This window comes from Corynebacterium kozikiae, from assembly GCF_024580965.1.
In the GTDB taxonomy this organism is placed as follows: Bacteria; Actinomycetota; Actinomycetes; order Mycobacteriales; family Mycobacteriaceae; genus Corynebacterium; species Corynebacterium kozikiae.
The window spans coordinates 1-12,973 of the sequence record NZ_JANIKJ010000011.1; the positions used below are offsets into that span (position 1 = coordinate 1).

The 12,973-nt window shown below is 63.9% G+C and carries 14 protein-coding genes; 9 read left to right on the forward strand and 5 right to left on the reverse strand.

Features of this window, described 5'->3' with window-relative positions; translation table 11 throughout:
• Window positions 1–136 precede the first annotated feature (136 nt).
• From NQ018_RS07625 to NQ018_RS07640, 4 genes are read left to right on the forward strand one after another with little or no spacing between them, the layout of a single operon-like run.
• A complete protein-coding gene (locus NQ018_RS07625) occupies window positions 137–577 on the forward strand; it encodes a DUF3180 domain-containing protein (protein ID WP_257060122.1) in 441 nt (146 codons plus the stop codon).
• Window positions 578–582: 5 nt separating this feature from the next.
• On the forward strand, window positions 583–975 hold the full coding sequence (locus NQ018_RS07630; RefSeq protein ID WP_257060126.1) for a DUF6779 domain-containing protein: 393 nt from the start codon (window positions 583–585) through the stop codon (window positions 973–975).
• Complete coding sequence (locus tag NQ018_RS07635) at window positions 972–1,367, forward strand: hypothetical protein (protein WP_257060128.1); 396 nt, start codon at window positions 972–974, stop codon at window positions 1,365–1,367. The genes NQ018_RS07630 and NQ018_RS07635 overlap by 4 nt, the downstream gene beginning before the upstream one ends.
• Window positions 1,357–2,100, forward strand: coding sequence for a pantoate--beta-alanine ligase (locus NQ018_RS07640; protein ID WP_257038949.1), 744 nt, complete (start codon window positions 1,357–1,359; stop codon window positions 2,098–2,100). Before NQ018_RS07635 ends, NQ018_RS07640 begins: the two co-directional genes overlap by 11 nt.
• Here NQ018_RS07640 and NQ018_RS07645 read toward each other — a convergent pair.
• Both NQ018_RS07645 and NQ018_RS07650 read right to left on the reverse strand, forming a co-directional pair.
• Window positions 2,073–3,206, reverse strand: coding sequence for an HNH endonuclease signature motif containing protein (locus NQ018_RS07645; protein WP_257060130.1), 1,134 nt, complete (start codon window positions 3,204–3,206; stop codon window positions 2,073–2,075). The two genes, NQ018_RS07640 and NQ018_RS07645, sit on opposite strands and share 28 nt — an antisense overlap.
• Window positions 3,207–3,295: 89 nt before the next feature.
• On the reverse strand, window positions 3,296–4,138 hold the full coding sequence (locus NQ018_RS07650) for a carbohydrate kinase family protein (protein ID WP_257060133.1): 843 nt from the start codon (window positions 4,136–4,138) through the stop codon (window positions 3,296–3,298).
• On the opposite strand from NQ018_RS07650, the gene lysS reads away from it, so the two are divergent.
• On the forward strand, window positions 4,137–5,669 hold the full coding sequence (gene lysS, locus NQ018_RS07655; RefSeq protein ID WP_373566920.1) for a lysine--tRNA ligase: 1,533 nt from the start codon (window positions 4,137–4,139) through the stop codon (window positions 5,667–5,669). The two genes, NQ018_RS07650 and lysS, sit on opposite strands and share 2 nt — an antisense overlap.
• On the opposite strand, the gene NQ018_RS07660 is transcribed toward lysS, so the two are convergent.
• Window positions 5,613–6,422: an alpha/beta hydrolase gene (locus tag NQ018_RS07660; RefSeq protein WP_257060137.1), complete on the reverse strand. Its 810-nt coding sequence runs from the start codon at window positions 6,420–6,422 to the stop codon at window positions 5,613–5,615. The two genes, lysS and NQ018_RS07660, sit on opposite strands and share 57 nt — an antisense overlap.
• A 160-nt stretch (window positions 6,423–6,582) precedes the next feature.
• Between NQ018_RS07660 and NQ018_RS07665 the strand changes: the two genes are divergently transcribed.
• Window positions 6,583–9,216: an ATP-dependent Clp protease ATP-binding subunit gene (locus NQ018_RS07665; protein ID WP_257060140.1), complete on the forward strand. Its 2,634-nt coding sequence runs from the start codon at window positions 6,583–6,585 to the stop codon at window positions 9,214–9,216.
• A 3-nt stretch (window positions 9,217–9,219) separates the two neighbouring features.
• Window positions 9,220–9,390 carry a DUF4236 domain-containing protein gene (locus NQ018_RS07670; protein ID WP_257038955.1) on the forward strand — a complete coding sequence of 57 codons (171 nt, stop codon included), beginning with the start codon at window positions 9,220–9,222 and terminating at the stop codon, window positions 9,388–9,390.
• Here NQ018_RS07670 and NQ018_RS07675 read toward each other — a convergent pair.
• On the reverse strand, window positions 9,387–10,181 hold the full coding sequence (locus tag NQ018_RS07675; RefSeq protein ID WP_257060141.1) for an HhH-GPD family protein: 795 nt from the start codon (window positions 10,179–10,181) through the stop codon (window positions 9,387–9,389). The two genes, NQ018_RS07670 and NQ018_RS07675, sit on opposite strands and share 4 nt — an antisense overlap.
• A 17-nt stretch (window positions 10,182–10,198) precedes the next feature.
• Here NQ018_RS07675 and NQ018_RS07680 point away from each other — a divergent pair, with 17 nt between their 5' ends.
• The gene (locus tag NQ018_RS07680; protein WP_257038957.1) at window positions 10,199–10,807 is read left to right on the forward strand and encodes a carbonic anhydrase; all 609 of its coding nucleotides are present in this window, start codon (window positions 10,199–10,201) and stop codon (window positions 10,805–10,807) included.
• A gap of 54 nt (window positions 10,808–10,861) precedes the next feature.
• Window positions 10,862–11,494: a hypothetical protein gene (locus tag NQ018_RS07685; protein WP_257060143.1), complete on the forward strand. Its 633-nt coding sequence runs from the start codon at window positions 10,862–10,864 to the stop codon at window positions 11,492–11,494.
• On the opposite strand, the gene radA is transcribed toward NQ018_RS07685, so the two are convergent.
• The gene (gene radA / locus NQ018_RS07690) at window positions 11,465–12,826 is read right to left on the reverse strand and encodes a DNA repair protein RadA (protein ID WP_257060144.1); all 1,362 of its coding nucleotides are present in this window, start codon (window positions 12,824–12,826) and stop codon (window positions 11,465–11,467) included. The genes NQ018_RS07685 and radA overlap by 30 nt on opposite strands.
• Window positions 12,827–12,973: the final 147 nt, after the last annotated feature.

Below are 12,973 nucleotides of genomic sequence, written 5' to 3' on the forward strand. Positions count from 1 at the left end.
CCCTCCCGCACCCCCACGCCCACGAGCGTGACTTTGTGCTCGTCCCCTGGCTCGACGCCGACCCCCACGCCACACTGAGTGGGAAGGCCGTGACCAGCCTGATCACGGGCCCCCCACTCACTACACTGGGGGACCTATGATCCGGTTCCTCGCGGCGGCCGCCTTCTTCGCGGCCTGCACCTACATGCTGATGCTGCGCTTCTACGGCGCCCTCGTGCCGGTGCCCGCGGCGGTCCCGGTGACGCTGCTTGGTATGGCGGCGTTGTGCGTCGGCTTCGCCCTCCATATCCGCCGAAGTGTGGCGCAGCGCCGCGTCGGCCTCGACCGCACCCAACTCAACCCCCTGCGCGCCGCCGGCTACCTGGCGTTCGCGAAAGCCAGTGAGTGGACGGCGGCGATCATGGGCGGCACCTACCTCGGCATGGCGGGCTACGTACTGCCGCGGGCGGGGCGCCTGAGTGCAGCGGCTGCCGACGCCCCCGTGGTAGTCGCGGCCGTAATCGCCTCCCTAGCCCTCGCGGCGGCGGCACGCTGGCTGGAGCGCAACTGCATGACCCCGCCGAACGCGGTAGGTTAGAACCCATGAAAGAATGGGTCCTGATCGCGCTGGCCGTGGTGTGCAGCATTGTCACGCTCACGACGGGATCAGTGCCGCTCCTCAAAATCGCCCTACTCATCTCCCTATGGGCCGCCCTCGGCGGCGCCTTCATGGTCGCCCGCCTCCGCCAGCAGCAGACTCACGAGGACTCACTGAGTGAAATACGCGCTCAACTGGACGCCATGCGCGAGCAGCTTGAGGAGCTCAGCGGCTACTCAATGGCACAGCAACCAGCCCTGCATGCCGAGGCACAGCGCATCGCCGAACTGCCCGCAGCCGACTCTGACCCCGACACCGAATCCGCCGGCCGCCGCCGCGCCGACGCCCACACCAACGGCATCTCCGTAGCCGAACTCATCGCCCGCAACCGCAAATGAACACCCCCAGCCTCAGCGTCTACATCACCGACCCCACCGTCACCATCCCCACTCACCACCGCCTAGTGAGTGACCCCCACACCGCAGACGCCCTCATCTCCGCCACTCCACTGAGTGGGCTGCGCCGTGGCCAGCTCGTCATCTACACCGACCCCGCCCTCGGCCTTGAGCCCGCGGTGGACCACAGTGGCTTGGCGGTTCCCTACGGCGAGCGCACGGTGATTTTCGCCTCCAGCGAGATCGCCCAGGTGCTCATTGAGCTGCTGTTCCCGGCCCACCCCCACTCAGTGGCGTTGGAGCACCTGCCTGCTTTCCGTGCTGCCTACGCGGCGTTCGTGCGCGCGCAGCAAGAATTGGACACCCTGATCACGAGGAGCCCCAGTGCCTTTTGAACCCGGCCGCGCAATGCCGCTTTCCGACCCCGCCCCCTTCACCCGCGCCTTCCGCCGCCTCGGCAAGCCCGTGTGCCTGGTCCCTGTACTGAGTGACACCCTCCACGCCGGCCACTTTGCGCTCATCCGCGCCGCCCGCTCAGTGCCTGGGGCGGTCACGCTGGTCGCCGCGCCGTTCGCGGTGCAGGGGTTGGAGAAGGAGCGTGTCGACGCCACCTGGCACTACGATCCCCGTGAACTCACTCCCCGAATCGGCTTTGACTACGAGCCCCTCAACCCCGAAGTCCCCGACAAACTCGCCCGCCTGATTGCACTGAGTAACAGTGTCGGTGCCAGCGATATGTTCCTGGGCGAGAAAGATTATGAGCTGCTGGTGATCACTCAGCGGGTGGTGAACGATTACCGTTTGCCGCTCAAGCTTCACTCAGTGCCGGTGGTGCGGATGCCGGATGGGTTGGCGGTGTCGGGCCGGAATGTGCGTGTGCCTGAGTCGGAGCGGGAGTTGGCGCTGGTCCTGGCTGCTTCACTCACTGCTGGGGTGCATGCGGCGCAGGGTGACTCGGTGGGGGCGGCGTTGGGTGTGTTTGAGGCAGCCGGGATTGCCCCGTTGTATTTGGAGTTGCGGGGGCTGGGGTTGGGGCCTGCGCCGCGGGAGGGGGATGTGCGTTTATTGGGTGGTGTGGAGCTCCCTTGTGGTGTGGTGCTTCATGATTCGGTGGGTTGGGCGAGGTAGGCTTCGGTTTCTTCGCGCCAGCCTTTGCGGGTTGTGGCGGTGTGGTTGCGGGTGCCGGGGTGGTGGGGTGTGCGTTTGTAGATGGGGGCGCCGGTGGTGGGGCAGCGTTCCATGCGGCCGTTTTTGGGGTGGGCGGGGTTGTCGTCGTTGGTGGCGTTGTGGTCGGGGCAGAGGAGCATGAGGTTGTCGGTGGTGGTGGCGCCGCCGCGGCTGAAGGCCACGACGTGGTGGTATTGGCAGCGCCAGGCGGGTTGGGTGCAGCCTGGTTGTGGGCAGACGAGGGTTTCGGTGGCCAGCAGGAGGCGTTGGAGGCGGTCGGCGAAGCGTTTGATGGGGATGGCTTCCGCGCCGATGCGCCCGCGTTCGTCCTGCGCGGTCACGATGGCGTAGCCGGTGTCGCCGATCTCCAGCCCGCCGAGCTCGGACAGGGGGATGCCTGCGCCGTCAAACGTGTAGACCTTGCCGTCCTTGAAGTAGCCTTCCGACGGGCGCAGGGGCAGCAGGAGGCCAGGTTGGTAGGCCCGCGCGCCGTCGGCGGCGTGTTTGCTGCCGAGGATGGCGTCGATGAGGGACTCGGCGAAGGCTTCGGGGCGGCTGACGCCCTGTTTGAGGCGGGAGTTGATGTCGCGTTCGAGGAGGCGCTCGATCCGGGTGAGGGTGGCGTCGTTGAACACTCCGTGGAGGCGGCGCTGGCCGTTGGCGTCAGCTTTACGCTGAGAGTAGAGGCGTTGCTTGCGGTTCGGGGCGTAGCCGCGGCTGGTTTTGAACTCGGTGACCAGCTCCTTGGCTACGTCGATAGCTTCATCCACCGTCTTGCCGGCGGCTTTGACAAGGCACCGACGCGTGACCTCGGGGCGATCCTCCTCCGAGAGGGCCTTGACCTGCTTTGCGATGCCGTCGAGGGCCTCCAGCGGGATCCCCTGCGCCGCCTCGCGTACCCCGGGCGGCGCGAAGAATTTATACATCCACTCCATGCGCCGCACGGTGTCCTTGGACATGCAAAATCGCCGCGCCACCTCTTCTTTTGAATCCTTGCGCCGCGCGGCCACCACAGCCGCCACGAGCGCAAAACCTGCCTTGTGATACGCCAGTGCAATTTGTTCCATGGCACACACGCTAAGGGGGCGGAAAGCGGCAGAGAAGAGGCCCTGGCTGCCTGTGGATAACTCAGTGCAACCAGGCGGCAACCAAGCGGCTAGTTATCCACAGAAGCGAGGAAGGCCTTGACTTCTTCCCTCGTAGGTGGTTGGGCGCCCACCCGTGTGCACGTCACCGCGGCGGAGTTGGCGGCGTGCTGGGCGATCTCCTCCCACTCAGTAGCGCCTGCCTGGAGCTGAGCCAGGATGGCGCCCATGACGGTGTCGCCGGCACCGATCGTATCTGCCACCTCAATCGCCGGGGCGCTCACGCGGAATACCTTCCCCAGTGAGTGGACCTCTAGGCCCTCGCCGCCACGGGTGATCACCTTGACCGGCGCTGTGGGGTGGCCCAGGAACTCGTCTTCTTCCTCGGAGAGTTTCAGCAGATCAACGTGATCGATCAAGTCCAGCAGGCGGGCTTTGTGTGACTCAGTGGCGTAGAACGGCCGAATATTCGGGTCCAGCGCCACGAAGCATCCTACTGAGTGGAGGTGTTTGGCCAGCGCGATGTAGCGGCTGGCCGCCGGCTCGAGGGCGAGGGAGACGGTGCCAAAGCAGGCGATGGAGGGCGTTTCACTCAGTGAGGGGTTGGCGAGGCGGTCTGCGGTGCCTTCGGCGTAGAAGGTGTAGGTGGCGGAGCCGTCGGGGCCGATGTTGGTGAGTGCGAGGGTGGTGGGTTCGGGGCCGCGTTGGATGCCGGTGGTGTCGATGCCTTCTTGGGCGAGGGTTTGGACGAGTTGTTCGCCGAAGGCGTCTGTGGAGAGGCGTGAGATGAAGCGGACTTGGGCGCCTTGGCGTGCCGCTGCGATTGCTACGTTGTAGGGGCCGCCGCCGAGGGCCGCGGTGAATGCGCCGTTCTGGGGTACGAGGTCTACTAGGCCTTCGCCGCAAATGATCATGGCTGTTATTGTATCCCGTGTGGAAAAAGAACCAGAGCAGCTTCGTATTCGGCGTGAAAAGCGCGCGTCCCTCCTAGATCGCGGCCATGAGCCGTATCCGGTGGAGGTGGATCGCACGGATAGTATTTCTGCTTTGCGTGCGCAGTATGAGGGCAAGCTTGAAGACGGCGAAGAGACGGACCATGAGGTTGCCGTCGCGGGGCGTGTGATGTTTGTGCGCAACACCGGCAAGCTGTGTTTTGCGGCGTTGCAGGAGGGCAATGGGCAGACGATTCAGGCGATGCTTTCGCTTGCGGTGGTCGGCGAGGAGGCGTTGGCGAGCTGGAAGCAGGACGTTGACCTGGGGGATATCGTTTCCATTCGCGGCCGCATCATCCGTTCGCGCCGCGGTGAGCTGTCTGTGATGGCCTCCTCCTGGCACATGGCGTCTAAGGCGATCCGTCCGTTGCCGGTGGCGTTTGCGGAGATGAGCGAGGATTCCCGCGTGCGCCACCGCTACACCGACCTCATCATGCGTGAGCAGGCCCGTACCAACGCCTTGACCCGTATCAAGGTGATGCGCGCCCTGCGCAACTTCCTGGAGGGGGAGGGCTTCCTTGAGGTGGAAACCCCGATGCTGCAGACGTTGCACGGTGGCGCAGCGGCACGCCCCTTTGTCACTCACTCGAACGCCCTGGACATCGACCTTTACCTGCGCATAGCCCCTGAGCTCTACCTGAAGCGCTGCGTGGTCGGCGGCATCGAGCGGGTCTTCGAGGTCAACCGTAACTTCCGCAATGAGGGCGTGGACTCCTCTCACTCACCGGAGTTCGCCATGCTGGAGACGTACCAGGCGTGGGGCACATACGACGACGGCGCCGCCTTGATCCAAAACCTCATCCAAGCCGTAGCCCTCGAGGTTTTTGGCTCCACCACGGTGACGCTTGCGGATGGCACTGAGTACGACCTCGGTGGCCAGTGGAAATCCATTGAGATGTACCCCTCGCTGAATGAGGCGCTGGCGCGGAAGTTCCCTGGCCAGCCGGAGGTAACCATCCATTCCACGGTGGATGAGCTTAAGGGAATCGCTGCGGTGATTGGCCTGGAGGTGCCGTCGAAAGGCGGCTGGGGCCACGGGAAGTTGGTGGAGGAGATCTGGGAACATCTGTGCGCAGACCAGCTCCATGGGCCGATTTTTGTGCGGGATTTCCCGGTGGAGACCTCGCCGCTGACTCGCCAGCACCGCAGCAAGCCGGGTGTGACGGAGAAATGGGATCTGTACGTGCGCGGCTTTGAGCTGGCCACCGGTTATTCGGAGCTGGTGGACCCGGTGATTCAGCGCGAGCGTTTTGAGGACCAGGCGCGCCTGGCTGCCGGCGGCGACGAAGAGGCAATGGTGTTGGACGAGGACTTCCTCGCAGCCATGGAGCAGGGCATGCCGCCCACTGCGGGCTGCGGCATGGGCATTGACCGCCTGCTCATGGCGCTGACCGGCTTAGGTATCCGCGAGACCGTCCTGTTCCCCATGGTCAAGCCGGAGCGTCTCAGTTAGCCACTCGATGTAGCGGGCGGTGACCTCCTCCTTGCCGTAGTCATTGAGGATTTCGTGGTAGCCGCCCGGCTGCAGTTCAAGCTGGATGGACGTGGACTTCTTGGCGAACTCCTTGGAACCTTGGGGGTTGGCCAGGTGGTCGTCGGTTCCGTGGAGGATCAGGGTGGGGATGCTCGGCCAGGAGCCGGCCAGGGCGGCGTGGCCTTCCAACATCATTGAGGTGCCAGTGAGGAGGGGGACTTTCCCCAGGTAGTTCAGGGGGTCGTTCTGGTATTCGGCTACCGCCTGTGGGTCGCGGGCGGTGTGGGCGGCGTCCAGGCTGGCGGCAGGGAGGCCGGGGAAGAACTTGGCCAGAGCGCGGCCGGCGCGCACTGCGGGCAGGGGCAGCGCCGTCTCGGGGAGGAATGCCGGGCCGGAAAGCATTACTGCCTGCACGTTTTCAGCGTTGTGCTGCACTGATCGGGCGGTGATGAGTCCTCCCATTGAGTGGCCGAAGAGCACCAGCGGTTGGGAGCCAAGCTCGCGGCGTGCGGCGAGGTGATCCTGCACGAGGGTAGCTACGTCTACCTGTGCCTTCTTTCCCTCTTCGGCGGCTGCGCCGTGACCGCGGTGATCGTAGGTGTAGGCCTCGATGCCGGCGTCGTTCAGCGCCTCGATAAAGGGCAGGTAGCGCCCGTGATGCTCGGCGTAGCCGTGGGCGATGAGCACGGTGGCGCGGGGACGTTGTGGGGTGGGGAAGTGTTTGAGTTGCATTCTTCCTTTGTAGCGCGCTTTGTTCGCTTATGGCGTACATGGTGCCTGAACTGGGAAAATGGGGGTTTTAGGTGGGGTTGGGTGAGCGTTTGGGAAATGCGTGTCCATTGCGAGCGTTAGAGTGGGTGACACATTAGGACAATCTTTTAGGGGAGTGAACATGTTCGAGCGGTTTACTGATCGTGCTCGTCGCGTGATCGTGCTGGCCCAGGAGGAAGCCCGCGGGCTGAACCATAACTACATTGGCACTGAGCACATCCTGCTCGGTCTTATCCATGAGGGTGAAGGCGTTGCGGCGAAGGCGCTGGAGTCCATGGGGATTTCGCTTGACGACGTCCGCCGTGAAGTCGAGGAAATCATCGGCCGCGGCGCGGAACCGCCGGTAGGCCACATCCCCTTTACTCCGCGCGCCAAGAAGGTGTTGGAGCTTTCCCTACGCGAGGGCCTGCAGATGGGCCACAAGTACATCGGCACCGAGTTCTTGCTGCTCGGCCTCATCCGTGAAGGCGAGGGCGTTGCTGCGCAGGTGCTGGTGAAGCTCGGCGCTGACCTGCCTCGCGTGCGTCAGCAGGTGATCCAGTTGCTCTCCGGCTACGAGGGTGAGACGCCAGAAAACAGCCAGGAAAACGACGAGCCCGTGGGCGCATCGGCCCCACGCGGTGGCCAGGGCCGAAAGGGTGGCCAGGGCGATCGTTCCAACTCGCTGGTACTGGACCAATTTGGCCGCAACCTCACCCAGGCTGCGCGCGATGGCAAGCTGGACCCAGTTGTGGGCCGCGAGCAGGAAATCGAGCGCATTATGCAGGTGCTTTCCCGCCGTACCAAAAACAACCCGGTGCTGATCGGTGAGCCCGGTGTGGGTAAGACCGCCGTGGTGGAGGGCTTGGCGCTGGATATTGTGAATGGCAAGGTGCCGGAGACGCTCAAAGATAAGCAGGTCTACTCACTGGACTTGGGCTCCCTGGTGGCCGGCTCCCGTTACCGTGGTGATTTTGAGGAACGCCTGAAGAAGGTGCTCAAGGAAATCAACCAGCGTGGTGACATCATCCTGTTCATCGACGAGATCCACACCCTGGTTGGCGCAGGTGCCGCAGAGGGTGCGATCGACGCCGCCAGCTTGCTTAAGCCAAAACTCGCCCGCGGTGAGCTGCAAACCATTGGTGCTACCACCTTGGATGAGTACCGCAAGCACATCGAGAAGGACGCCGCCCTTGAACGCCGCTTCCAGCCGGTGCAGGTCCCGGAGCCATCCGTGGAGATGACGATCGAGATCCTCAAGGGCCTCCGCGACCGCTACGAGGCACACCACCGCGTGTCCATCACTGACGGCGCCCTGGCAGCAGCGGCGCAGCTTTCTGACCGCTACATCAATGACCGATTCCTGCCAGACAAGGCAGTGGACCTCATCGATGAGGCCGGCGCCCGGATGCGCATCAAGCGCATGACTGCACCTGAGTCTATCCGCAAGGTAGATGACAGGATCGCGGAGGTCCGCCGCGAAAAGGAAGCAGCCATCGACGCCCAAGACTTTGAAAAGGCCGCTGGCCTGCGCGATCAGGAGCGTCAGCTCTCCGAGGAGCGCGCGGTCAAGGAAAAGCAGTGGCGCGATGGCGACCTGGAGGAAATCGCTGAGGTAGGCGAGGAGCAGATCGCTGAGGTGCTGGGCAACTGGACCGGCATTCCAGTGTTTAAGCTCACTGAAGAGGAATCCTCCCGCCTGCTGCGCATGGAAGAGGAGCTGCACAAGCGCATTATCGGCCAGGAGGATGCGGTCAAGGCAGTCTCTCGGGCAATCCGACGCACCCGCGCCGGCCTCAAGGACCCTCGCCGCCCATCCGGCTCCTTCATCTTCGCCGGCCCATCCGGTGTGGGTAAAACGGAGCTCTCCAAGGCCCTGGCGAACTTCCTGTTCGGTGAAGATGACGCCCTCATCCAGATCGACATGGGCGAGTTCCACGACCGCTTCACCGCCTCCCGCCTCTTCGGTGCTCCTCCGGGCTACGTGGGCTACGAGGAAGGTGGCCAGCTCACCGAGAAGGTGCGCCGCAAGCCATTCTCGGTTGTGCTCTTCGACGAAATCGAAAAAGCGCACAAGGAAATCTACAACACCTTGCTGCAGGTGCTGGAAGACGGCCGCCTCACCGACGGCCAGGGCCGCGTGGTGGACTTCAAGAACACCGTACTGATCTTCACCTCGAACCTAGGCACCCAGGACATTTCCAAGGCTGTGGGCATGGGCTTCAGCTCCGTTGGCGAAACCGACGCCGAGGGCCAGTACGAGCGCATGAAGCAGAAGGTCAACGACGAGCTCAAGAAGCACTTCCGCCCAGAGTTCCTCAACCGTATCGATGAGATCGTGGTGTTCCACCAGCTCACCCAAGAGCAGATTGTGGAAATGGTGGACCTGCTGGTTGGTCGCGTGTCCAAGGCGCTCGGCCAGAAGGACATGGGCATCGAGCTCACCGACCTGGCCAAGAACCTCCTGGCCAAGCGCGGCTTCGACCCTGTGCTCGGCGCGCGCCCACTGCGCCGCACCATCCAGCGTGAGATCGAGGACGTACTGAGTGAGAAGATCCTCTTCGGCGAGGTCGGCGCTGGTGAGATCGTGACCGTAGACGTTGAAGGTTGGGACGGGGAGTCCAAGGACACCGACCGCGCCCGCTTCACCTTCACGCCTCGGCCAAAGCCGCTGGATGAATTCACTGAGTCAGAGGAGGTGCTCGCAGCGCAGCAGGCGGTGCTCGACGCAGCGGACAACCCCGAGGACCTGCCTGAGGAACTGGTAGAGGAGTAAGCAATGGGAATCACCTTCCGCAAGCGCAAGAAGCTCGGCAAGAACTCTTGGCTGAACCTCTCCGGCTCCGGTGCGTCCGCCAGCACCAAGATTGGGCCGGTAACGGTGAACTCCCGTGGCGGAGTGTGGGTGAACCTGCCCGGTGGGCTCACCTACCGAGGGCGCTGGCGCTAAGCCGGCAGGTCGTAGTGGCCCTCGTGGTGGACCACGAGGCCGTCGGCAATAAGTGAATCCAATGCCACCTGGCGCATCGAGGGGTCGGGCCAAGCAACATCAACGCTTGGCACCGGCCCCTTTTCGCGCAGCAAGGCCAGGATCTTCCCGCGCACCTGCCGGTGGCTGCCAGCAAACCTCCCCTGCTTCCGCGTCACCTCCACAGTGCCATCCCATTGGCAGCGCCCACTGAGTGGGCAGGCCCCACACTGGGGGTTCTTGGTGCACACGAGTGCGCCGAGTTCCATGAGGGCAACGGAGGCGGTGGGCGCATCGGTGAGGGGAAGCAGGTTTTCTACTGCCTCGATGGTGGGTTTGATGCCGAAGGCGCGGCTGACCACGCGGCGGACGTTGGTGTCCACCACCCCAACTCGCTGCCCGTAGGCGAAGGCGGCTACGGCGCGGGCGGTGTAGTCGCCCACCCCCGGTAGTTTGAGCAGGCCCTCGACGGTGGTGGGCATGCCTTCTTCGGCGACGATGCGCGCGGCCTCTTGGAGGCGCAGCGCCCGCCTTGGGTACCCTAGGTTCGCCCACGCGCGGATAACCTCGCTCGTTGGGGCGCTGGCGACGTCGGCAGGCGTGGGCCAACGCTGCATCCATGCTTCCCAGAGTGGCTCGACGCGGGAGACCTGGGTTTGCTGGCTCATCACCTCGCTGACGAGCACGCCCCAGGCGGTGGTGTGCTCATTGCGCCACGCGATGGTGCGTTTGTGGGTGTGATACCAAGAAATTACGGGCAAAAGTTCATTCATGCGTGCACAATTGAACCATGAATGAAAGAGATCCAAAAGCTGTATGGGAAGCACTGCTTGAAGGCAATGAGCGCTTTGCCAACGGCACCCCAATGCGCCCGCACCAGGAGCTGGAGCGACGCCTGGAGTTGACCAAGGGGCAGTCGCCGCGGGTGTGCGTGTTTACCTGCGGTGATTCCCGCGTACCGGCGGAAATCCTGTTTGACGCCGGCCTGGGGGACATCTTCGTGGTGCGCACCGCCGGTGAAGTGGTGGATTCCGGCGTGATGGCCTCCCTGGAGTTTGCCGTCAGTGGCCTCGGGGTGGAAGTTGTGGTGGTGCTGGGTCATGAGAGTTGCGGCGCGGTGAAAGCAGCGGTGGAGGTGCTCAATGGCGCGGAGGTTCCCCAGGGGCACCTGCGCACCTTGGTGGAGCAGATCACCCCTTCGGTGCTCGAGGCCCGCACCCAGGACCACCTCACTTCTGGGGACTTTGAGCGCCACCACGCGGATGCCACCGCTCGTAAGGTTCTGTATAAGTCGCCGGCGATCAAAGAGGCCGTGGACCGCGGAGATACAGCCGTGGTGGCTGCGCGCTACCGGCTTTCCGACGGCGCCGTGGAAACCGTAGCCACCTACGGGCTCTAGACACGCCCAAACAAAACCTCAACGCGCTGGTGATCACCGCTTATTCTGGTAGGCATGAACAGGCTTCCAGAGGTGTACTACCAGCGCAGGCGCGCCGCCGCGGCGGCAATTCTGGTGATTGTTGTGCTGCTATTGGTGGCGGTGTTTGCTCTTAACCGCCCCGATACTTCCGCCCCGGCGGCACAAACCTCCACGGTGATCACCACCACCACTGCAGCGCCAGCCTCTGCAAGCTCCGAACCCACGGAAACCGAAACCGAAACGGAAACCCAGGCTCCAGCCGCTACCGAAGCCAGCGGCTGCACTCTGGCGGACCTTGAGATCACTGCAGAGACGGATTTTGCCAACTACCCGGCGGACTCGCAGCCGGTGTTCTACATGACGGTGCGCAACCCCACTCAGGAAGATTGCGTGATCAACCTGGACCAGGACGTGCTGCGCTTTGAGGTCTACGCGATGGACACTAACCAGCGCATGTGGGCAGATATTGACTGCAACCCAGCGGTGGGCAACGGTGAGGAAACCTTCGCTGCCGGCTCGGAGCGCTATTTCGAGGCAACGTGGTCGCGTACCACGAGCGCCCCTGAGCAGTGTGAGGACCGCGCCCCCGTGCCGGCGGGCAGCTACTACTTGCACACTGTGGTGGGGGATAACCCCTCACAGCCTGCCACGTTCAATCTCCAGTAGCGCTTCCTTGATGGTGCCTACGGGGCGGATTTCCAGCCCCGCGGGCGCCTTTTGCTTTGTTCCGGCGGGAAGGATGGCGCGCTCGTAGCCAAGGCGAGCGGCCTCCTGTAGGCGCTTGTCCAGGCCGGGGACGGCGCGGATTTCTCCCGCCAGGCCGACCTCGCCAAGCACGATCGTGCGGGGTGGCAGCGGGGTTCCACTGAGTGCGCTGGCTGTGGCCAGCGCGATTGCGAGGTCTGCTGCGGGCTCGCCGATTTTCAGCCCGCCCACGGTGGCCACATATACCTCTTTATTGTGGGTGGGTTTGCCGCCGCGGGCGCCGAGCACGGCGAGGACCATGGGGACTCGGGTGGCGTCGAGGCCCGTGACTGCGCGGCGAGGAGATTTGGACTCAGTGTGCACCACGAGCGCCTGGACTTCGGTGAGCATGGGGCGAACCCCGTCCATGGCTACGGTGACCGCGGTGCCATCTGGGGTTTCGCCGCGATGGGAGAGGAAGAGGCCGGTGGGGTCGGGGACTTCGTGGATGCCGTCGCTGCGTTGTTCAAAGCAGCCCACCTCGTCGGTGGCGCCAAAGCGGTTTTTGATGCCACGGAGCATGCGGAGGCTGAGGTGGCGGTCGCCTTCGAAGTGCAGCACCACGTCAACTAGATGCTCGAGGACGCGGGGGCCGGCCACGTTGCCGTCTTTGGTGACGTGTCCCACCAGGATGATGGGCACGCCGGTGGTTTTGGCCAGGGTGGTGAGCGCCGCGGTGACTGCGCGGGTTTGGGCAACGCCGCCGGCCACTCCTTCCACACCGCTCGCGTGCATGGTCTGCACGGAGTCCACGATGAGCAGGCTGGGCGTCAGCTCCCGGGCGTGGCCAAAGATCACATCGAGTTCACTCTCTGAAGCCAGGTAGAGGCTGTCCACGAGGGCGTCGGTACGCTGCGCGCGCATGCGCACCTGCCCCGCCGATTCCTCCGCGGTCACATACAATGCCGTGCGCCCGAGCTTCGCCCACTTGCTGGCCACTTCAAGCAGCAGGGTGGATTTGCCGACGCCAGGTTCACCCGCGAGCAGGATCACTGAGCCTGGCACGATGCCGGAGCCGAGTACTCGGTCCAGCTCGGAGATGCCGGTGGGCAGGCTGGTGGCGGCCGTGGGGTCAACGCTTGTGATGGGGGTAGCGGGGGAGGTTGGGGTAAGCACTCCCACTTTGCTTACCGACGCAGGCGTTGGGGCTCCCTGTTCCATCGAACCCCAGGCGCCGCACTCCGGGCAGCGTCCAAGCCATTTAGGTGACGTGTACCCACACTCGGTGCAGGTGTGCTGTGGTTTCTTGGCCATGCGAACACTGTAGATCACCTGAGATCACCTTAGGTCACAGTCTACTGAGTGGGCCTGGTGGGCATGTCAGAATTCCTTGGTGGGCGATTTTTTTCTAGGATGAGTTTGGTGCTTTGCGTCACCACAAGAAACTTAGGAAAATATAAG